Origin of the sequence: Haloarcula sp. CBA1122, assembly GCF_009741785.1 — an archaeon.
GTDB lineage: Archaea > Halobacteriota > Halobacteria > Halobacteriales > Haloarculaceae > Haloarcula > Haloarcula hispanica.
In genome coordinates this window covers 105,274-125,897 of sequence record NZ_WPCB01000004.1, presented here as the reverse complement: position 1 = coordinate 125,897, position 20,624 = coordinate 105,274, and the positions used below count along the sequence as shown (strand labels likewise).

Genomic DNA, 20,624 nt, shown 5'->3' with positions numbered 1-20,624 from the left:
GTTTTAGTCGAAGGCACAGGCCAGCAAGGCGTCGTAGGCGTGGTCGTACGCATCGGCGACCGCCGCCGGGTCGTTGCGCTGCTCGCTGTCGAGCGCGGGCAGGCGCACCGCGGCGACCTGCTCGATAAGGTCGACGACGTTCGGCACCCGTTCCTCCAGTTGGCCGTCGCCGGGACCACCGGTGGCGATCTGACAGGCCTTGCTGTACCGGTCGCCGTCGTAGATGCGTGCTCGTCCCGGCTCGACGACGGCCACGGCGTCCGGTTCGATGCCCGACAGCGGCCGGGCCACGTCGCCGTAGGACTCTACGACCGCCCGGTCCGTCGTCTCGATGTCCGCGGCGAGTGACTCCAGTGCCTCGACGTGCATCACCCGCATCAGGTCGTTGAAATCGGCGACTGAGGTGACCCGTGGCGCGTTGGCAACCGGGAGTCGTTCGGCAACGGACTCCGGCAGGTCGACGGTCCCGTTGACGACGTATTCGACCCCGGTTTCAGAACTCGGACGGCCGACCCGGTCCACGACGAACTGCTGGTTTTCTTTCCCGAGCAGGCCCGTCTCGGCTCCCGGTGAGGGGTGCCAGAGGCGGTGAATCGGATTGATCTCTTCCGGTGCGACATCGCTCGGTGACGCGGCCGCGAGGCGCTTGGCGTCCTTGCCGTACAGCCGCCCCTCGTTTGTCGCTCGCTGATAGTCGTCGTGGTCGAACCAGTAGTTGTTGCCCGCTCTGGGCTTGAACCCCTGAGCGCTGGTCCGTTCGAGCAGGCCGACGCTGAACGTGGTCTTGCCCGCGTCGACCCGGTCACTGCCGGCAACGAGGAGCTTCATGACTCAGCGAGGCCGTACAGCCCGACGACGTCGTCGTCCTGCGGGTCGGCGATGACGAGGTCGTCCTGATTGAAGATCATCCACGGGATGGCCCAGTCGATGAACACCGACTCGCTGGCCTCGCTGAGTTCGGCGTCCGCCGGGAGGCCCTGCAGGAGGCGGGCGATTTCCGGGATGGTGTACAGTTTGTCGGCGTCGAGAATGTCCGCGGGTTCGTGGAGCTCGAACGACAGTATCTCGTCGAACTCCTGCTTGTCGACAGGCATACCCGCCGGTATGCCGAGCGAGTGGGTAAATCCCTCGAACTGGGCGGAACCCATTTACTCGCAGAGCCGGATTATACGTCAATGGCCACGCTGCTCGTTGCATATGCCTTTTCCCTGCTTGTCGTGGCCGTTGTCCTCGGGACGCTGTCGGTGTACGCGTGGAGCCGGCGTGACTCTCCCGGCGGGACCGCGCTCTCTGTTCTGCTCGCCGGGCTCTCGATATGGGACCTCTGTGCCGCGGTCGGTGTTTTGACGCGCGGGACTGAGTTGGCTCTGTTCTTCGCGTACGGCCTGTACGTCGGCGTGATGCCCGCGATGGCCGGCCTGTTCGTGTTCGCGCTGGCCTACACCGGCCGCGACCGGTATCTCGGCTGGCGGGCCGTCGCGTTACTGGCTGTCGAACCTCTCGTGTTCTTTGCCGCGCTGTTTGTCGGCCCCGACGGTGCGATATACGCTATCTCCGGCCCGACGGACGCTGGTATGTACGGCTGGGAGATAACCCCTGGACCGGTCTTCTGGGGGCATCTGGTATACTCCTATGCACTCATCGCCGTGTCGAGTGCGCTTCTCATCCACTACGCACTCGTCTCCGGCGGCCTGTACCGGAAGCAGGTGTACGCCGTCCTACTGGCTATCGTGCTCCCGTGGTTCGGGAGCGTTGTCAGCATCTTCGGTGATACCGCAATCGAATTTACACCGCTGTTGCTGGCTGGCACCGGGCTCACGCTCTCGTGGGCGTTTTTCAAAGGCAGACTGCTGGACATCTCACCGGTCGCCTACCGGGAGGTCGTCGAATCCCTCAACAGCGCTGTGTTCGTCGTCGATACGGACGATACGATAATCGAGGCCAACGACGTCGGCCGGCAACTGCTCGGGGACGAAGATATCGTCGGGAAATCCGTCGAGGACGCGCTCGAAACGTCGCCAAAGCTACTGGAAAAGTACCGCGGCCTGAACGACGACGCCGAGGAAACGCAGGCCGTCATCGAGCAGCGCGACCGGTTTTTCGACGTCCAACTCACCCCGCTGTATGACTCCCACGACGCGCTGGTCGGACGCGTGTTTCTCGTCCACGAAATCACCGAGCAGAAAGAGCGCGAGCGGGAACTCGAACGCCGGAACCAGCAGCTCGACCAGTTCGCCGCTGTCCTCTCTCACGACCTCCGGAACCCGCTGAACGTGGCCTCGGGCCGACTGGCGCTGGCCCGAGAGCGGAACGACCCCGAAGAGTTCGACCGTGTCGAGGAGGCCCACGACCGGATGAGTAGCCTCATCGACGAGGTACTCGCCTTCGCCCGCGACGAAAAGACGACTGACAGGGTCGAGCTACAGCTTTCGGCGCTGGCGAAGGCGGCCTGGGGCCACGTCGACACCGGCAAGGCGACGCTGCGAATCGACGGCGACCGGGAGATTATCGGCGACCGTGACCAGCTCCTGCAACTGTTCGAAAACGTGGTTCGGAACAGTGTGGAACATGGTTCCACAGGCAATCGACCAGATGCCGACGACAGCGCTGACCACGGGCACAGTCGGACAGAGTCCGACGACAGTGTGGCACACGGCGGCGCGGGGGTAACGATACGCGTTGACGCCACCCCGGACGGGTTCACGATCAGCGACAACGGCCCCGGCGTGCCGCCCGAGGAACGAGAGGAGGTATTCACGCACGGCGTCACCAGTTCCGAGTCGGGGACCGGCCTCGGACTGGCCATCGTCCAGCACGTCGTCGAGTCCCACTGGTGGGACGTCGAGATGACGGAGAGCCGGTCCGGCGGCGCGAAACTCGTCATTTCGGGGCTCGAAACAAGGTCGACACAGCTCTCTGAGACGCCGTCCTGAGCAGCCGACAGTATAAGGCCCGCTCGGCTGTGAACTGCGATATGGCTGACGACGACCACATTGGAGCGGTGCTCGCCCGGCTGTCCCGCGAACAGAAACTCGCGCTCGTTCGCGGCGCAACCGACCCGGAAGGCACAGCGACGGGATACATCTCTGGCGTTGAGGCGGCCGGGATTCCGCCGTTTCGCCTCGTCGACGGGCCGCTGGGAATCCGCGCTGAGGGCCAACGTGCGACCGCCTTTCCGGCGTCGATTGCGACCGCGGCGACGTTCGACCTCGACCTGGCTCGGCGACAGGGAGCGGCGATGGGCCGCGAGGCGACGGCGCTCGATCAGGACGCGTTGCTCGCGCCCGGCGTGAACATCATCCGGATTCCACACTGCGGTCGCAACTTCGAGTATCTCTCCGAGGACCCCGTCCACGCCGGCGCTGTCGGGGCCGGCCTTATCGACGGCATTCAGTCCGCGGATATCGCGGCGACAGTGAAACACTTCGTCGCAAACAACCAGGAGACACACCGCACGACCGTTAGCGCCGAAGTGGACGAGCGGACCCTCCGAGAGCTGTACCTCCCGCCGTTCCGCGCGGCCGTCGACGCCGGCGTCGGGTCGGTGATGACGGCGTACAACCGAGTGAACGGCACGCACATGAGCGACCACGAGCGCCTCGTCGGCGACGTACTCAAAGGCGAGTGGGGGTTCGACGGCTACGTCGTCTCGGACTGGTACGGACTGGAGAGCACCGTCGACGCGGCGAATGCAGGCATGGACCTGGAGATGCCCGGCGTGGCGGCCCCCGGCGCAGCGGAAGCCGCCGACAGCGACACCGCGGATGGCGACGAGGAGTTCGAGTGGCCCGACGGCATCCCGGACGCAACGCGGGCGGGCCTGTTCGGCGACCCGCTCGCCGATGCCATCGACGGCGGCGAAGTCCCGGCCGGCCGGCTGGACGACATGGTTCGGCGGATTCTCGGCCAGATAGATCGATTCGGGCGGCTGGACAGTAATCGGACTACTGCCGAAGCCGGTGAAAGCAGCGACGCGTCGGTGGGCGAACTCGACAGCCAGCGACACCGAGATATCGCTTCGGCCGTTGCGGCCCGCGGAACCGTGTTGCTCGACAACGACGGCGTCCTGCCGCTGGATGACGGGGCGGACGTGGCCGTCATCGGGCCGAATATCGACGAGCCGAAACTGGGCGGTGGTGGCTCCTCAGAAACAACGCCGATCCACTCGGTTACCCCGGTCGACGGGATCGAATCTCGTTCCGAGGGCGCAGTCACGACAGCGTTCGGCGTCCCGCAAATCGAATCCGTTTCGCTGTTCGACCTCCTGCCGTTCGTCGGCGAGGACGACGAAACCGACGGTGCGGCTGGCGACACAGCCGACCGGGAACCATCGCTCGACGACGCCGTCACGGCAGCCGAGTCCGCCGATGTCGCCGTCGTGTTCGTCCGCGACGCGACGACGGAGGCGCGGGACCGCGATTCGCTGGCGCTGCCGGGCCAGCAGGACGAGCTCGTTTCGGCCGTCGCCGCAGCCAACGAGAACACCGTGGTCGTCGTCAGGTCCGGCGGCCCCGTAGAACTCCCGTGGCGGGAGGACGTGGCCGCGGTCCTCGAACAGTGGTATCCCGGGCAGGCGGACGGGGACGCGGCGGCCGCCGTCCTCTATGGCGACCGCGATCCGAGCGGTCGGCTCCCGGTCACGTTCGCCCCAGAAAGCGAGTATCCGACTGCAGGGACTGAACGCCGCTATCCCGGTGTCGATGACGAAGTCCACTACGATGAGGGCGTCTTTATCGGCTACCGACACTTCGACGACGCGGATGTGGACCCGACCTACCCGTTCGGCCACGGCCACTCGTACGCGGCGTTCGAGTACGGCGATGCCGAAGCAACGGACGAGCAGACTGTCGCAGTCCCCGTCGAGAACGTCGCCGACAGGCCGGGTCGAGAGGTCGTCCAGGCCTACGTCCGACCGCCGTCCACGGCTGACGCCGACCGCCCGGAGCGCGAACTCACCGGGTTCGAGGCCGTGCAGTTGGACGCCGGCGAACGGCAGACGGTGGAACTGACATTGGACGACCTGGCGTTTTCGCGGTACGACACGGATTCCGGCTGGACAGTCGATTCCGGGACCTACACCGTCGAAATCGGCCGGTCGTCTCGGGACGTTCGGACGACTGTCCGAGTCGACCGCTAGCGCGTCCGGACTCGCCTCGGCTGAAACACCGATTTTCCGCTGGAGCCCGTCTGAAGCGGAAAATTCACGGCCGGGGATTTCAAGCCCCCTGACTACATACAGCCAGCTATGAGTCAAACGCTCGAAACCATGGAGCCGAACCCGGTGTGGGTCGAAGACGCCTATTCCGACACCGTCGACGTTCTCACACACTACGCTGATGAGTTCGAGTACAAGATCTGGGGCGGCGACTGGTGCAAGGACTGCCGGGCCCAGCTCCCCGACTTCGGCGCGGCCCTGAAAGCCGCCCATATCCCGGACGCCCAGATTCACCACTATCCCGTCGAGAAGGAAGACGACGGCTCGAAAACCGGACCACATGTCGAGGAGTACGACATCGAACTCATTCCGACGGTCGTCGTCGAGCACGACGGCGAGGAGATAGCCCGCTTTGTCGAGGAGGAGCCGGTCCCTATCGCCGTGTCTCTCGCCGACCAGATCGAAGACGCGATGGCGTGAGGCTACTCTCCGTCGTCGGCCGTTGTGCCCCAGTCTAACGCCGTCCCGAGGTCGTGTTTCGGCGGCGAACAGGCGAAGTTCCGGCAGGCGTACACCGTCGGCTCATCGTCGACCGGCTCGCGGCCGGCCCAGATCGGCGGCGACTCGTCCAGTTCGAGCGCGTCGAGCCACTGCTCGAAGCGGCCCTCGTCGGCCGGTCGGTGAGCCAGCAGGCGGCGCGGGACGTACCGCTCGGCGAGGGTCTCCGTCCACTCGCTCGGATAATCGGGCTGATTGCCGACCAGCGTCAGTTCCAGCGCACCCTGCTCGTAGGTATCCGTCGCTAGCGTGAGCGAGGCGTGCTGGAGCGGGTTCGAGGAGACGCGGTCGGCGTGGGTGCGGATGACCCGCTCTGCGACCGTCTCGAAGCGGTCATCGTCGCTGAAATGGGATAGCGACAGCAGGAGGTCGACGGCGACGCCGGTGCTGGAGGGCGTCGACTGGTCGGTCAGTTCCTGGGGTCGCGCGACCAGCGATTCGCCGCCGGTCGGCGTGAAAAAGAGCGTGCCCTCGTCGTCGTCCCAGAACGCCTCGGTGATGGCCTGGCCGAGGTCCATCGCGAACGCGAGGTGCTCCACGTTGCCGGTCGCCTCGAACAGCGTCAGCGCGCCGCGGCCGAGGAACGCGTAGTCCTCCAGATAGCCGTCGATGGCCACGTCGCCGTCCTTGTAGCGGCGATTGAGTCGCTCCGCATCGGCGTCCCACAGGTGCTCCCGAACGAACGAGAGGGCGTCGGCGGCCACGTCGGCGTAGGCGTCATCGAGGACAATCGCGCCCTCGGCGAGCGCCCGAATCATCAGACCGTTCCAGCCGGCCAGCACCTTTTCGTCGCGGGCCGGCCGCGGACGTTCTTCGCGGGCCTCGAACGTCTCGTTCAGTGCGCGCTGGAGGCTCGCCGTGATTTCGTCCTCGCTTTGTTCGTACTCCTCGGCCAGCACTGACACCGGCTTCCGGACGGCGAGCACCGTCGCCCCCTCGAAGTTGCCCGGCTCAGTGACGCCGTAGTAGTCACAGAAGATGTCAGCGTCAGTCTCGTCATCGACGGCGTCGTGGACCTGCTCGGGTGTCCAGACGTAGAACAGCCCTTCCTCGCTGTCGCCATCCGGATCTTCAGGTGGCGCACTTTCGGCGTCCAGCGTGCTGAAAAAGCCCCCGTCGGGGTGTTGCAGCTCGCGCTGAACGAACTCGAAGGTCTCTCGCACGACCGACGCGTAGCGCTCCGAGCCGATGGCCTGGTAGCCGGCGAGGAAGGCCCGCGGGATCTCGGCGTTGTCGTACAGCATCTTCTCGAAGTGCGGGACGGCCCACTGCTGGTCCGTCGCGTAGCGGTGGAAGCCCCCGCCGACGTGGTCGTAGAGTCCCCGGTCGGCCATCACGTCCAGCGTCTCCTGAACGACGGTCAGGTAGTCCTCTTGGCCGCCGTCCGCGTGGGTTCGCAGAAGTGCATGGAGCCGCCCGTTCTGGGGGAACTTCGGGCCACCGGAGCCCCAGCCGCCGTCCTGCCGGTCCGCGCCGCGGTGGGCAATCGTTCCGGCAGTTTGGATGATATCCTCCGCTGGGTCCTCTGGGTTGGCCGGCGTCGCTTCGAGGTCGCTCTCGATGGCCTCGGTCCACTGCTGGGCGCGGTTCTCCATCTCCTCGCGCTGTTCGGGGTCCGACCACGAGTCGGCGAGCCGCTGGAGCAGGTCGCCAAAGCCCGGCTGGCCGCGCTTCTCCTCCGGCGGGAAGTACGTCCCGACGTAGAACGGCTCGCCTTCGGGCGTGAGCCAGGCCGACAGCGGCCAGCCACCGCCACCGGTCACCTGCTGGCAGATGCTCATGTACACCGAATCGAGGTCCGGCCGCTCCTCGCGGTCGACCTTTATCGGGACGAAGTGCTCGTTGAGTTGCTCGGCGATGGCCTCGTTCTCGAAGCTCTCCTCCTCCATGACGTGACACCAGTGACACGCCGCGTAGCCGATCGAGAGGAAGATGGGCACGTCCCGTTCCTTGGCGGCCTCCAGGGCTTGCTCGTCCCAGGGCTGCCAGTTGACGGGGTTGTCCGCGTGCTGGCGGAGATACGGGCTCTCTGCCTCGTCGAGTCGATTGCGAGATGTCGGGTCCGTCGTGTCGCTCATGCCTGTCTCTCGGAGTGCCGGACTCAAAAGGGGTGTGTCCTCCGTGACTGTCTCTCTCGGACCGAGGTTATCACAAGAAATTTGCGTAGATATGATGACTATTTGCCATGAGCAAGACGGTATCCCTCTCGCTGTCGGGTCGCAAGCGGCAGTTTCTCGTCGGCGCCGTCGTCACAGTCTTCTTTTTCGGCCCAGTGGTCGCCGCCGGGCTCAGCGTGCTGGGGCTCACTGTCCTGCAGTCGTTCGGTGTGGCAATCGGTGGGGGCCTCGCCCTGACCACGGTGTGGGTCTGGAAACGGGGTGGCAACACCGATGACGGGTCGGCGTGGGACGCCATTCCTGAGTGGCAGTACAACGGCCGCTTCGCCGAGGCCGGCGGCCTCACTCGGAGCGAGCAGGAGGCGGCTATCGAGGACCTCCAAGAGCGTGAGTGAGTCGGCTTCGGGGCCATCGAGGGCGTCCCTGAACCCCCGAAAAGACAATACTTAGGTGAGAGCCAATCCGGCCTTCGAGTATGACAGAGACAGTGCTGCTCGTGGGTGGCGGCGGCCGGGAACACGCGATTGCGCGCTCGCTCGCGGACTCGCCGGGGGAGCTGTACGCCTGTGCCGGCAACCGGAACCCGGGTATTGTCGCACTGGCCGACGGTTTCGAGGCACTCGACACGACAAACCCGACGGCAGTGACGACCTACGCCCAGGAGGTCGACGCGACGCTCGCCGTCATCGGACCCGAAGCGGCCCTTGCAGCCGGGGTCGCCGACGCGCTGGACGACGCCGGCGTCTACACCTTCGGGCCACAGGAGGCGGAGGCTCGCATCGAGACGGACAAGGCGTTCCAGCGGCGGTTCATGCGGGAACACGACATCCCCGGCTGTCCGGACTTCGAGACGTTCGAGGACATGGACGCCGCCTGCGAGTACATCGACGAGTACGACGGCGACCTCGCGGTCAAGCCCGCCGGCCTCACCGGCGGCAAGGGCGTCCGTGTCATCGGCGACCAGTGTACCGCCGCGGAGGCCAAGGAATACCTCCGGAGTTCCGACTACGACCGCGTCGTCCTCGAGGAGCGCCTCGTCGGCGAGGAGTTCACCGTCCAGGCCTTTGTCGCCAACGGCCAACTGCGCGTCACGCCGGCGGTGCAGGACCACAAGCGCGCCTACGAGGGCGACGAGGGGCCGAACACCGGCGGGATGGGGAGCTATTCGGACTCCAGCCTCCACCTCCCGTTCATGGACGAGGATGACTACATGGACGCCGTCGACGTGCTCCGGGCGACCGTCGACGCGCTTGAGGGCTACAAAGGTGTTCTCTACGGCCAGTTCATGCTCACCGAGACCGGGCCCCGCGTCGTGGAGTTCAACGCCCGTTTCGGCGACCCCGAGGCGATGAACACGCTGCCGGTGCTCAACACGGACTTCCTCGACGTGCTGACTGCCGCCCGCGACGAGGAGCCGTTGCCGCAACTCTCTTTCCGCCCGATGGCGACCGTCTGCAAGTACGCCGTCCCGGACGGCTACCCGACCGACCCCGACGCCGGTGCGAAGGTGACCATCGACGACGACGTCATCGCGGAAGTCGTGCAGGACCACCGCGAGCAGTCCGGCGACGACGCGGAGACGGCCCCGGAGGCGCTGCTGTTTTACGCCAGCGTCGATGACCGCGAGGACGGCATCTACACGACCACGTCGCGATCCTACGCCGTCGTCGGCCTGGCCGAAACGATTGGCGACGCAGAGGCCATCGCTGAGGCATCACTCCAACGGGCCGGCACGGAGGGGCTTCGGGTCCGCCACGACATCGGTAAAGCCGATCTGGTTCAGCAGCGTATCGACCACATGAACGACATCCGCGGCGGCGCGGACTGAGCGCGTGGTGGCAGCGTCAGCGGTCACGCGCCGGAAAATCGCCGGGCGGTGAACGCCCTTGGCACTGACCACTGTCGACGTGCGGTCGTCGCTGAACGTTCTCGGTGCGATTTTGCAGTGGTTGGCCGTTCCGCTGGTGATTCCCGCACTGGTGGCTGTGTTGTACGGTGAGTCGCCGCTACCGTATCTCGTCACGATAGCGATTACGCTGGGCGTCGGCACAGCGCTCGCTCGCCTCCAGCGCGAGCGCATCGACGACCGCGAGGCGTTCCTGACGGTGTCGTTGGCCTGGCTGTCCATCGCCGTGGTCGGCGCGATACCGCTGTTCCTTGAGGGGACCGGCGTCTTCGCCACCCCCGTCAACGCGCTGTTCGAGGGAATGAGCGGCATCACAACCACGGGCGCGACCGTTATCCGGGACTTCGACGCCCACTCGCAGGCACTGCTGATGTGGCGGCAGGTCCTCCAGTGGCTCGGCGGCCTCGGCGTCCTGTTGCTCGCGACGGCCGTGCTCTCGCGGCTCTCGGTCGCCGGCGCACAGCTCATGGAGACGGAGACGCGGACCGAGAATGTGACAAAGCTTACGCCCGGCATCGAGGATACGGCGCGCATCCTGGGGTTGCTGTATCTCGGTCTGACAGCTGCTGCGGCGGCTATTCTGTTCGCGCTGGGAGTGAGCGGCCTCGCCCCGAAGATGACCCTCTTCGACGCGATTGCTCATGCGTTCACCGCCATCGCGACGGCCGGCTTCTCCCCACGGGCCGAGAGCATCGGCGCGTTCTCCCCGCCCGTCCAGTGGGCGGTGACGCTGTTCATGATCGTCGGCGCAACGAACTTCGTCCTGCTGTACGCGCTCGTTCGGGGCGACACTGACCGACTCCGGCAGAGCGAGGAGTTCCACTTCTACGTGGGGATTCTCGGGGTCGGCACCCTGCTCATCGGCGGCCTACTCGTGCTCGATCAGGGATTCACCGGTGGCGTCGGGGCGACGGTTCGCCACGCCGTCTTCCAGACCGCCGCCATCGTCACGACGACGGGCTACGCCTCAACGGATTTCAACACCTGGTCGGCCGGCGCAAAGAACGTCCTCTTCGTGATGATGTTCATCGGCGGGATGGCCGGAAGCACCACCTGCTCTATCAAGACGCTGCGCTGGCTCATCGTCACCAAGTCCTTCTGGCGGGACCTGAACGTTTCGGCCCACCGTTGGAGTGTCCGCCCGGTCCGACTGGGACGGGAAATCGTCGACGAGGACACCGTCCGCGACGTGTATGCGTACACGCTGGTCGCGCTGGTGTTTTTCATACTCGGCACTGTCCTGCTCGTGGCCGACGGCGAGCGGGCGGGCGCACCGATAACCGAGTTCGAGGCCCTCAGCGCCGCCGCGTCGATGTTCTTCAACATCGGTCCGGCGTTCGGGCAGGCCGGCCCCTACGGGACCTACGAGGGCTTTGCCCGGTCGAGCAAGGTGCTGATGATACTGCTGATGTGGGTCGGCCGCATCGAGATCGTCCCCGTGCTGGTGCTACTGACACCGACGTTCTGGAAGCGGTGACCGCCGGCGAGCCGACGGGTTTGATTACCGCGGCCCCATACACGACGGACGTGAGTGGTCCACGACATGACGGTCTGACCCAGCACCCGACGCCCGGCCCGCACAATTCCCTGTTCCCGTGGCCTGACGCCAAACACCCGCTCCGGGTGATGGTCAACTACGTCGTCATCCTCGTCTGTCGCATCTCGCCGAGCCTCCGGCTGAAGAACTGGCTACTCTCGCGGCTCGGTGTCACCGTCGGTGACGGCGTCGCGTGGGGGCTGGAGTCGACACCGGACGTGTTCTGGCCCGAACTCATCACCGTCGAGGACCACGCAATCATCGGCTACGACGCGACGCTGCTGTGTCACGAGTTCCTGCAGGACGAGTACCGCACTGGCGAAGTCGTTGTCGGCGAACGGGCCATGATTGGTGCGGGCGCGATTGTGCTTCCCGGCGTCGAAATCGGCCCGGGCGCACAGGTCGCCGCGAACTCGCTCGTGACTGCCGACGTGCCGCCAGAGACGACCGTTGCTGGCGTCCCGGCCGAACCGCTGGGCGCGGACGACGAGACAACCGAAGAAGCGTAACCTCACTTAGCTGCGGATACGGACGATACCCGTGTTGAACACGCGCTTGTTCGGGATGATGTACTCCTCGCCGTCGCTCTCGATACGCGTGACGAGGATGTCGACTTCTTGCACGATGCCGCTCTGGTCACCGATGACAATTTCGTCCCCGATGCTGTATGGCTCTGTCAACAGGAGGTAAAGACCGGCTGCACCGGCCTGCAGGATGTCCTTCAGTGCCAGTCCACAGACGAACACCAGCCCGAACGCGTACGCCCCGAGGAGAATGAGCAGCGCAAGGGTTTCGACGCCCAGTTGGCCGAGCGCGATGAGCACTGCCAGATAGAAGATGCTGTACTTGACGACTTCTGGCAGGACCGTCGCCTCGGGCATCTTGACGCTGCGCAGTCGCTCGGAGACGATGAGCTTGGCCTTGTCGCCCGCGATGAGGCCGATGATGACGGCGAACAGGGCGATAAACAGGTCAGGTAGGAACGACGTGAAGCGGGCCCAGTACAGTTCCGGGTCTGTCAGTTGCGCGATGTTGAGGACGGCGGTGACCGTCGTAATGTAGATAAACAGCGCCGCCAGGTTCGAGACGATGCCGACAGTTGATGTGCCGAGTCCCCGCGCCGTCCGCTCGAACGGTGTCCCCTCAACTGCCTCTGGCACACCGAGTTCGCGCATGAACCGCCGGGACGAGCGCCAGACGAGATAGCCGAGCACGATGCCAAACGCCAGTACCACGAGCGAAAAGACGAACGTTCCCTGTGGCGAGAACACCTGCCGGATGATGGTTGCCCAGTCGAAACCAAACTGCATCCTCAGTACTCCTCGGGATCGATCTCGAGGACTAACTCCCCGCCTTTGAACGCCCGTACGAGCCCGTCGCTCTCCGAGAGAACGATAGCCGTCGCCATGGTGTCACGGGTGACCGCGCCAGCCGCCATGTGCCGAGCGCCGAGTCCCTTGGGGATGTCGACCCCCTCTGCCGAGGGTTCGAGGTAGCGGTACGCCGAGACGATCTTTCCGGCATCGGAGATGACGAACGCGCCGTCGAGGCGCGAGAACTCCTTGAGCATCACGTTGACGATGGGGTCGCCGACGTGGACGTGGGACTTCTCGAAGGGGTTGTACGACAGCGGCCGGGACTTGTTCATCACCTTGCCGGCGTCGCCGACGACGAACAGGGCACCGACGGGCTTGCCCTTCTGGCCTTTCTTCCCCAGTTCGATAGCGACCTCGAACACGTCCCGGACGACGCTCGCGTCCGCCCTGGAGTTGACAAACATGTCGTACACGCCGGAGGGGGAGAAGTCGTTGGTCTGGACCCGCACGAGCGTGTTCTCGGCACCGTCCAGTACCTCGGTCACGCAGAGCACTTCGTCGCCCTCGTCGACGATGCCCTGCTCCAGCGCGCCCTCGATACCGAAGCGGAGGCGGCCTTCGAGGTCGGTGAAGTCGATCGGCAGTTCGACGAACGGCTCCGCATCGAGGGTGTTCTCCGGGCCGACGACGACGATTTCCTCGTCAACGTCGTCGAACTCCTCGAAGAACGACGCGTTCGGGGAAAACAGGAACACGGCATCGACGTCTGCGACCAGGTCTCCGAGCAGGTCGCGCAACTCGTTCATTATCAGAACGACGCTGTCTGTCGAAAAAAAGGTTGCGGGCAGTCAGCCACGCGTCCGACGGTGGGGCACCGCGTCAGATATCCTTCGAGGGTACTGCCAGCAGACGGTCGAACGCGCCGCTCTCTCCGTGGCAGTGGCAGTACGTGCCAACGGTGTTGTATTCCGTGAGCCCGTCGTGTTCGCCGTCGATGCCGTCGCCCCGAACCATGTCGAAGGCGAACGACGCGTCGCTGCCGAGGGTCGCAGCGGAGTAGTGGAACTCGTGTCCGCGGAGTCGTTTCCCGGCGGCAGCCGTAACGGTGTCTGACTGCGCCGCTAGCTCTACGTGGTCGAGCGCCTGATACCGGTCCTGCATCTCGATATCTGCGGGGAGAACTCCAGCCATCTCGTAGGTGTCGCCGTCGGTCGTCGTCAGCGACTCCGACAGCGCCATCAGGCCGCCGCACTCGCCGTAGACCGGGACGCCGTCGGCGGCACGACGGGCTATCTCGTCGAGTGTGCCGCCGGTTTCGAGCGACTCTCCGTGGAGTTCCGGATAGCCGCCGGGCAGATATATGGCGTCGGCGTCGGGCACCGAGTCACCGGCGACCGGCGAGAACGGCTCGACGGACGCCTCAGACCGGAGTCGTTCGAGTACTGAGGGGTAGATGAAACAGAACGCGCTGTCCTGCGCGACGGCGATTCGGTGGTCGGCCGCCACGCCGTCGCTGTCCTTTCCCTGAGGCGCGACTTCCGGTGGCTCCCGTGCCACGTCGACCAGCTGTTCGATATCGATGGTCTCCGCCGCCGTCGAGAGCGCGTCGCGGTCGAGCCCGGCCTCCGAGCCCATGTGTAGCCCGAGATGGCGGTCCGGAATATCTAGGTCCGACATCGGCGGAATCCGACCGAAGTAGGTGAGGCCCTCGGGGAGCGCGTCCCTGATGCCGTCGGCGTGTCGGCCGCCGTGGGCGCGCTGTGCGAGGATGCCAGCCACCTCGATGTCGACACCGATGCGGTCGGCGTACTGCGCGAACCCCAGCGCCGTCGCGGCGACGCTCTCCATGCCGGCTTTCGCATCGACGACCAGAACGACCGGGAGGTCCAGCCCCTCGGCGACCGCTGCCGTCGACGTCTTCGTCCCGTCGTAGAGCCCCATCACGCCCTCCACGATGCAGATATCGCCCGTGCCGCGCCAGTAGGTCCGGCGCATCCCGTCCTCGCCCGCGAGCCAGGGGTCGAGCGTCCGCGACGGCGTGTCGACGAGCGCCTCGTGGTGGCTCGGGTCGATGAAGTCCGGGCCGGCCTTGGCCGGCTGGGACTGATACCCGGCGTCTTCGAGCGCTGTCAAGGTCGCCAGCGTGGCAACGGTCTTGCCGACGCCGGAGCTTGTGCCGGCGAGAACGAACCCCTCCATGTTCACGTCCTCTCCTCGGCCGTTGCTGTGGGCGCGTCGCCGATCAGGTCGTCGTAGATGGCCGCGAAGCGGTCACGGACCTCCGCCATCGGGATGCCGGCGCGGTCGGCGAGCGCCAGCGCGCCGCCCATGCCGACCCCCTCCTTCGCCTCGCCGGCGACAAACCGCTCCATCGCGACGTGATCGCTCCGGTCGAAGCCGGGGTCTGTCACCGTCAGGTCGAGGTCGAGTCGGTCAGCCGACGCCCGCACGTCGGCACTCTCGTCGTCGGCCACGTAGCTCGTCGTCGCCAGTCCGAGCGGTCCCTCGTAGCCGCCGTGGCGGACCAGCGCAGCGACGGCGACGCACTGACTGCCGCCGGCAAGCGTTACGGCGGTATCGCTCTCGACGGCTCCTGCGGTCAGCCCAGCGAGCGTTGCCAGGACGGGGTCACCCATCCGGCGGACCGCCCGTTTCGGTTCGTTCGCGGCGTCGCCCGGTTCCAGCGAACTTGCTTGCAGTCCCTCGGCGACCACCTCCGATTTCTGCGCTGTGGGGTTTTCGGGGAGCGACGAGGAGACCATCCCGTCCTCGCCCAGCGAACGGAGGACGCCGAGTGCCGTCGTCGTCCCGCCGGGAATGGTTTCGCCCAGATACAGCTCGTCGGCCGGGAGCGACTGGCCGAACTGTCTGGCGGCCGCGAACGCCCCGTGGGCCGTCGACACCGGGTCCTGCTCTGCGATGTCTTTTCCCGGGCGTGCGCCGACCGAGACTGTCGGTGCCCCTGTTTTTTCTGCCAGACCCCCGTCGACAACTGTGACATCAAATCCAAGGACTTCTCGGGCGGCCCGTGTCACCAGCGCCGGCGTCGGACAGCCGCTCGGACTGACTGGTGTCACGTCCGTCCGAACTGGTGTGCCGTATGTCACTAATTCAGCGTCTGCGGCGGGCGTTACCGACATTAGTTCGGGATCGGCTCCGGCGGCGCTGATCCCCGCCCGATCCGCGGTCTCCGTGGTTCCTGCGACGAGTGCGAAGCGCGTTCCGCCACCGGGTGAAGTCATTGTAGTTGTATTACCACAAGTGAACTTTAATACCTTGGTGCTGGGGCGGCGCATGATTTATACCGTACGCCCGCGGTTCCCCGAACATGGACGATTTTGACGAACTCCTCTCGTCGTTGACGCCGCGTGAGGACAACGAGGCGATCGCTTCCTACCAGAACACGACGGCTGTGGCCTGTCCATCCTGTGAAGAACCGTTCGACGATATGGTCGTCTGTAAGCAGGAGTTCACCTCCCTCAATCTCGATTTCGAGATGGACCTCTGTACGACTATCAACGATGGGAACGTCGTGTTGTTTACCCACAAGTAACTGCCGGGACAGGTGTCATCTCGTTGGTCCTCCGCCAATTCTCTACGCCAGTAGTGTAGAATCCGGCAACAGCATCTCACCCCAATATCAACTGTGATAATCACAGCAATGGGTTTTTATACATCTCCTCCCGTTTTTCGCAATAGGCACCACACTGGTGCCGCACCACCCCACCCCCCACCCCCACATTCCTTACCTTTCCACTTCCGGTGAGGTGTCGGCTTCCACATCGACGGTTTTCGTACCCGATAGCTATAGTCAACCCTACTGGGGTAGTTCCAGGCGGCTCAACTGTCAGATCCGACTTGCCAGTGTGGCACACCCGGAGCCGGCTACTCCGCTCACGACGAACCGACGGAAAATGGAAGGGGCGGGAGTCGAACCACGCGGAGCCCTTTGCGGGGTAACTACCAACCGATTCTGGCATGTTGGTCGGTAGCGCTCTACCACTGAGCCACCCTTCCAAGCTATCAGTAATACGTTCCTGACAACCAAGTAAGTGATGATTCCGGGTGTTTCCGCAGTCAACGCTGCCGACACTCGAGTGCCGTTGAGCCGGTCGCTCATCCGGTATCTCACCAATGGCAACGCCCAGAGCGGGAGCGGTATCCGCCTCTGCAGCTTTTCCTTTCGAATCCACAACAACTTATTTTGTGTTGGCCGGCGACACCTGTGTCTGTGAGCTACACGAAAGTCAACTACACCGATGTGGAACCGGTGGCCGATGCGATGCACTTCCTCCGAGACCCCCTGGACTGTGAGCAGGTCGGCGTCACTGTGCTGGATTGCGAGGCCGGCTGGACCGGCAAACCGCACGACCACGCCGACGAGGGCCACGAGGAGGTGTACGTCCTTATCGAGGGAGAAGCGACTGTCGAGGTTGACGGCGAAGATGTGGCCCTCGCTGCTGGCGATGCGATCAGTCTCCCGCCGGAAGCGGAGCGAACGATTCACAACGGCGACACAGAGAGCACGTTCGTCCTCGTCGGCGCACCCTGAAACTCGCAGAAACAGATATCGTCGCCGGTGGTCAGGTCGTCAGTACGACCGGACTTTCGGCTCGTAGGTCTCCTCGTCGCCTTCGAGGATGACGGGCTTGTAGTAGAGTTCGGGGGTACCCTCGTTCCAGGCGAGCATCGTGTGCTTGATCCACTCGTCGTCCTTGCGTTCTTGGTGCTCCGCACGCCAGTGTGCGCCACGGAACTCCTCGCGTGCGAGCGCGCCGAGCGTGATGGCCTCTGCCACGTCGAGGATGTTGCGGGTCTCGATAGTGTGGATGAGGTCCGTGTTGTAGGTCCGGGACGGGTCTTCGACGGCGACGTTCTCGTACTCCTTGCGCGCCGTCCGGAGGTCCTGAAGGGCCTTCTCCAGACCCGCTTCGGTCCGGAACACGTTGACGTTCTCGGTCATCGTCTCCTGCACGTCCGCGCGGACCTCGGCGTGGTTGATGCCGTCGGATTCGATGAGGTCCTCGACGCGCTGGCGCTCCTGCTCGACGGTGCTTTCGAGGACCGCCTTTGGCTCGACAGCCGCTCCGTCGGCGGCGACGTCGTCGCTGCCGGCGTCGATGGCACCGGGTTCGACCGGCGGCTCCACGTCGCCGGGCTCGCTCTTGGCGGAGGGGCCGGTCTGGATTTCGGCGGTCTTCATGTCCTTGCCGGCGGCGTGATGGCCGGCGCGGGCACCGAACACGAGTAGTTCCGGCAGGGCGTTGCCCCCGAGCCGGTTCGCGCCATGTAGCGAGACACACGCCGTCTCGCCGGCCGCGTAGAGGCCGTCGATGCACGTCTCGCCGTTCTCGTCGCACTCGATGCCGCCCATGGCGTAGTGCTGGCCGGGCTTGACCGGCATCGGCTCGTCGAGGCCGTCGACGCCCTCGAAGTCCTCCGCGAGGTGGAGGATGTTCTCAAGACGGTCGAGGATGCGTTCCTCCCCGAGGTGGCGCATGTCGAGGTCGACGTACTCGTCTTCGACCCCGCGGCCCTCGTTGACCTCGGTCAGTTCGGCACGAGCGACCACGTCGCGGGAGGCCAGTTCCCCCTCGTTGTTGGCGTAGCGTGCTCGAACATGAACCGCTCCTCGTCGTCGTTGTAGAGGATCCCACCCTCGCCGCGGACCCCTTCGGAGATGAGGACGCCCGTCGATGGCAGCGTGGTCGGGTGGAACTGGATCATCTCCATGTCCTCCATCGGGACGCCGGCGCGGTAGGCCATCGCACAGCCGTCGCCGGTGTTGGCGACGGCGTTCGTGGTGTGGTCGAAGGCCTGGCCCAGGCCCCCGGTTGCGAGAATCACGCCGTTGTTCGCGCGGAAGCCCTGAATCTCGCCGGACTTGATATCGTAGGCGACACAGCCGTGACAGACGCGGTCCTCGGGGTCGTCGTGGTCGGTGACCGCGAGCTGGGTCACGTACCACTCGTCGTACACCTCGATACCGCGCTTGACCGCCTGCTCGTACATCGTGTGCAGCAGGTGGTGACCGGTCTCGGCACCGGCGTACGTCGTCCGCGGATAGGAGAGGCCACCGAACGGCCGCTGGGAGACGCGGCCGTCGTCCTCGCGGGAGAAGGGCATCCCCCAGTGTTCGAGCTGGATGACCTCTTCCGGGGCGTCCTTGGCGAAGGTGTCGATGGCAGGGGCGTCGCCGAGGTAGTCTGACCCCTTCATCGTGTCGTACGCGTGGAGGTCCCAGGAGTCCCCTTCCTGAAGGGCGGCGTTGATTCCACCCTCCGCGGCACCAGTGTGGCTCCGAACTGGATGGAGCTTGGTCACGAGGGCCACATCTGCACCCTCTTCGTCCGCTGCAATAGCCGCCCTGAGGCCAGCGCCACCCGCGCCGACCACGATGACATCGTGTTCGTACATTGTGAGAGTGTCTCTTGGCGTGGTTTCGGCTTAGGATTAGCCAAACTTAAGCTCCCTGTTGCGTTACCGAGTATGGCTCCACTAGTGGGTTGCATCCCGCTCCTGGTATCGGGATGTCTTGTCAGGGAGACTGAATTCTTGACCTATCCGATGGAATTATATCACGCGCTGTGAATACTTAGGAACCAACTACTGATACTAGACCCGACGGATAGTCCCACTACGGGCGCTGACCCGTCTCAAACCTGATGCCAGACCAGTATCTCACGTCAACTGATGACTTCGAAGCGGTGTTAGCCGAGGCACCCTCAGTACTGACAGTTACTGATGGAGAACTGATAATACGGTTTGTGAGCCCAGCGATCGAACGCGTGTTAGGGTACGATATGGAGTCGCTCGTCGGCACGAACTGGCTGGATCTCGTCCACCCGGAGGATACGGATCGCGTCCTCGCCACGCTTACGGGCGAACGGGAGGACGACGGGGCCGAGTACCGGTTCCGGAACGCCGATGGCGACTGGGTCTGGCTCGAAACCATCGTCTCATCAGACACCGAGACAGACCGCGATTGCCTGGTGTTCACCTCCCGCGACGTCAGCGACCGACCGCGCTTCGAAGCCCAGTTTCGCCAGTTCGTCACGCATACCTCCGACGTGCTCACTGTGTTCGACGAGCAAGGCAATGTCGAGTACATCAGTCCGTCCGTGGAACGCGTCCTCGGCTACGAGCAAGACGAGATGCAGGACTCGGACCTCTTTGAGTACGTGCATCCGGACGACCTCTCGAACGCCCTCACCGAGTTCGGCCGGATGATAGACGACCCGGGGTATATCGCCGTCATCGAGCACCGCTATCGCCACGCAGACGGCGACTGGATCTGGGCGGAGTCCCGCGGCCAGCAGGTCGAGAGCGGCCCGCTGGAAGACCACGTCGTCGTGACGACTCGCGACATCTCCGAGCGGAAACAGCGCGAACAGGAACTCGAGCGACAGAACCAGCGCCTCGAGCGGTTCTCGGACGCGATTAGTCACGACCTACGGAACCCGCTGGACGTCCTCGATGGCTCGCTCGAACTCGCGCGTGAGACAGGGGAAGACGCGCACTTCGAGCGCGCCGAACGGAGCATCGACCGGATGTACACGCTCATCGACGACTTGCTCGTGCTCGCCAAACAGGGCGTCGACCCGGAGGAGATCGAGACAGTCGACCTCAGCACCCTCTCGCAACGGGCCTGGTCGATGGTCGACACACAGGACGCGACGCTGGAAACTGAGACCGCCGACAGCATCAAAGCCGACGAGGGGGCGATGCTGGAACTACTCGAGAACCTCTTTCGGAACGCTATCGAACACGGTGGCGACGACGTGACTGTCACTGTCGGGACGGAATCGTGGGGATTCTACGTTACGGACGACGGAACGGGCTTTTCCGACGGCACCGCGGACCTGTTCGAACCCGGCTACTCGACGGCCGATGAGGGGACCGGATTCGGCCTCTGCATCGTCGAACAGATAGTCGATGCACACAACTGGGAAGTCATCGCGACCGACAGCGAAAGCGGCGGTGCGCGCTTCGAGTTCATCTGTCGCGATAACTGAGTACGCTTTTGCGTTTGACG

General features: G+C 64.9%; 17 protein-coding genes, 1 tRNA gene and 1 pseudogene. 10 read left to right on the top strand and 9 right to left on the bottom strand.

The window, feature by feature from the left end; genetic code table 11:
* Positions 1–3: 3 nt before the first annotated feature.
* Both GJ630_RS02830 and GJ630_RS02825 read right to left on the bottom strand, forming a co-directional pair.
* Entirely contained in the window at positions 4–828 is an 825-nt protein-coding gene (locus GJ630_RS02830) for an ATPase (protein ID WP_014040529.1), read from the bottom strand.
* Positions 825–1,148 (bottom strand): DUF5827 family protein, encoded by a 324-nt coding sequence (locus tag GJ630_RS02825; protein ID WP_023843290.1) that lies wholly within the window; start codon positions 1,146–1,148, stop codon positions 825–827. Before GJ630_RS02825 ends, GJ630_RS02830 begins: the two co-directional genes overlap by 4 nt.
* A gap of 27 nt (positions 1,149–1,175) precedes the next feature.
* Here GJ630_RS02825 and GJ630_RS02820 point away from each other — a divergent pair, with 27 nt between their 5' ends.
* The 3 genes from GJ630_RS02820 (at position 1,176) to GJ630_RS02810 (ending at position 5,635) form a co-directional block, all read left to right on the top strand.
* Positions 1,176–2,933 (top strand): histidine kinase N-terminal 7TM domain-containing protein, encoded by a 1,758-nt coding sequence (locus GJ630_RS02820; RefSeq protein WP_191449357.1) that lies wholly within the window; start codon positions 1,176–1,178, stop codon positions 2,931–2,933.
* A gap of 41 nt (positions 2,934–2,974) precedes the next feature.
* Positions 2,975–5,137: a beta-glucosidase gene (locus GJ630_RS02815; protein ID WP_014040526.1), complete on the top strand. Its 2,163-nt coding sequence runs from the start codon at positions 2,975–2,977 to the stop codon at positions 5,135–5,137.
* A 108-nt stretch (positions 5,138–5,245) separates the two neighbouring features.
* The gene (locus tag GJ630_RS02810; protein WP_050038165.1) at positions 5,246–5,635 is read left to right on the top strand and encodes a thioredoxin family protein; all 390 of its coding nucleotides are present in this window, start codon (positions 5,246–5,248) and stop codon (positions 5,633–5,635) included.
* Between the two features lie 2 nt (positions 5,636–5,637).
* On the opposite strand, the gene GJ630_RS02805 is transcribed toward GJ630_RS02810, so the two are convergent.
* Complete coding sequence (locus tag GJ630_RS02805) at positions 5,638–7,791, bottom strand: thioredoxin domain-containing protein (RefSeq protein WP_191449356.1); 2,154 nt, start codon at positions 7,789–7,791, stop codon at positions 5,638–5,640.
* Between the two features lie 107 nt (positions 7,792–7,898).
* Between GJ630_RS02805 and GJ630_RS02800 the strand changes: the two genes are divergently transcribed.
* The 4 genes from GJ630_RS02800 to GJ630_RS02785 all read left to right on the top strand — a co-directional run bounded on the left by GJ630_RS02800 (position 7,899) and on the right by GJ630_RS02785 (position 11,782).
* A complete protein-coding gene (locus tag GJ630_RS02800; protein ID WP_014040523.1) occupies positions 7,899–8,225 on the top strand; it encodes a hypothetical protein in 327 nt (108 codons plus the stop codon).
* Between the two features lie 80 nt (positions 8,226–8,305).
* Entirely contained in the window at positions 8,306–9,658 is a 1,353-nt protein-coding gene (purD, locus tag GJ630_RS02795; protein ID WP_064288177.1) for a phosphoribosylamine--glycine ligase, read from the top strand.
* 58 nt (positions 9,659–9,716) lie between these two features.
* Entirely contained in the window at positions 9,717–11,213 is a 1,497-nt protein-coding gene (locus tag GJ630_RS02790) for a TrkH family potassium uptake protein (RefSeq protein ID WP_191449355.1), read from the top strand.
* A gap of 20 nt (positions 11,214–11,233) precedes the next feature.
* The gene (locus GJ630_RS02785; protein WP_191449354.1) at positions 11,234–11,782 is read left to right on the top strand and encodes a DapH/DapD/GlmU-related protein; all 549 of its coding nucleotides are present in this window, start codon (positions 11,234–11,236) and stop codon (positions 11,780–11,782) included.
* 6 nt (positions 11,783–11,788) lie between these two features.
* On the opposite strand, the gene GJ630_RS02780 is transcribed toward GJ630_RS02785, so the two are convergent.
* From GJ630_RS02780 to GJ630_RS02765, 4 genes are all read right to left on the bottom strand, one after another.
* On the bottom strand, positions 11,789–12,583 hold the full coding sequence (locus GJ630_RS02780) for a mechanosensitive ion channel domain-containing protein (protein ID WP_050007619.1): 795 nt from the start codon (positions 12,581–12,583) through the stop codon (positions 11,789–11,791).
* 2 nt (positions 12,584–12,585) lie between these two features.
* Entirely contained in the window at positions 12,586–13,395 is an 810-nt protein-coding gene (gene dacZ, locus GJ630_RS02775; RefSeq protein WP_004960990.1) for a diadenylate cyclase DacZ, read from the bottom strand.
* Positions 13,396–13,468: 73 nt separating this feature from the next.
* Positions 13,469–14,788, bottom strand: coding sequence for a cobyrinic acid a,c-diamide synthase (locus tag GJ630_RS02770; RefSeq protein ID WP_191449353.1), 1,320 nt, complete (start codon positions 14,786–14,788; stop codon positions 13,469–13,471).
* A gap of 2 nt (positions 14,789–14,790) precedes the next feature.
* The gene (locus GJ630_RS02765; RefSeq protein WP_191449352.1) at positions 14,791–15,831 is read right to left on the bottom strand and encodes a nicotinate-nucleotide--dimethylbenzimidazole phosphoribosyltransferase; all 1,041 of its coding nucleotides are present in this window, start codon (positions 15,829–15,831) and stop codon (positions 14,791–14,793) included.
* An 86-nt stretch (positions 15,832–15,917) separates the two neighbouring features.
* On the opposite strand from GJ630_RS02765, the gene GJ630_RS02760 reads away from it, so the two are divergent.
* Positions 15,918–16,142: a hypothetical protein gene (locus GJ630_RS02760; protein WP_004592515.1), complete on the top strand. Its 225-nt coding sequence runs from the start codon at positions 15,918–15,920 to the stop codon at positions 16,140–16,142.
* Between the two features lie 362 nt (positions 16,143–16,504).
* On the opposite strand, the gene GJ630_RS02755 is transcribed toward GJ630_RS02760, so the two are convergent.
* Positions 16,505–16,606 (bottom strand) — tRNA-OTHER (locus tag GJ630_RS02755).
* 214 nt (positions 16,607–16,820) lie between these two features.
* Here GJ630_RS02755 and GJ630_RS02750 point away from each other — a divergent pair.
* Complete coding sequence (locus GJ630_RS02750) at positions 16,821–17,141, top strand: cupin domain-containing protein (RefSeq protein WP_151103458.1); 321 nt, start codon at positions 16,821–16,823, stop codon at positions 17,139–17,141.
* 39 nt (positions 17,142–17,180) lie between these two features.
* Here the strand turns inward: GJ630_RS02750 and GJ630_RS02745 are convergent.
* A pseudogene (locus tag GJ630_RS02745) lies at positions 17,181–19,006 on the bottom strand (FAD-binding protein).
* Positions 19,007–19,254: 248 nt separating this feature from the next.
* Here GJ630_RS02745 and GJ630_RS02740 point away from each other — a divergent pair.
* Positions 19,255–20,604: a PAS domain-containing sensor histidine kinase gene (locus GJ630_RS02740; RefSeq protein WP_191449351.1), complete on the top strand. Its 1,350-nt coding sequence runs from the start codon at positions 19,255–19,257 to the stop codon at positions 20,602–20,604.
* The last annotated feature ends 20 nt before the right edge of the window (positions 20,605–20,624 follow it).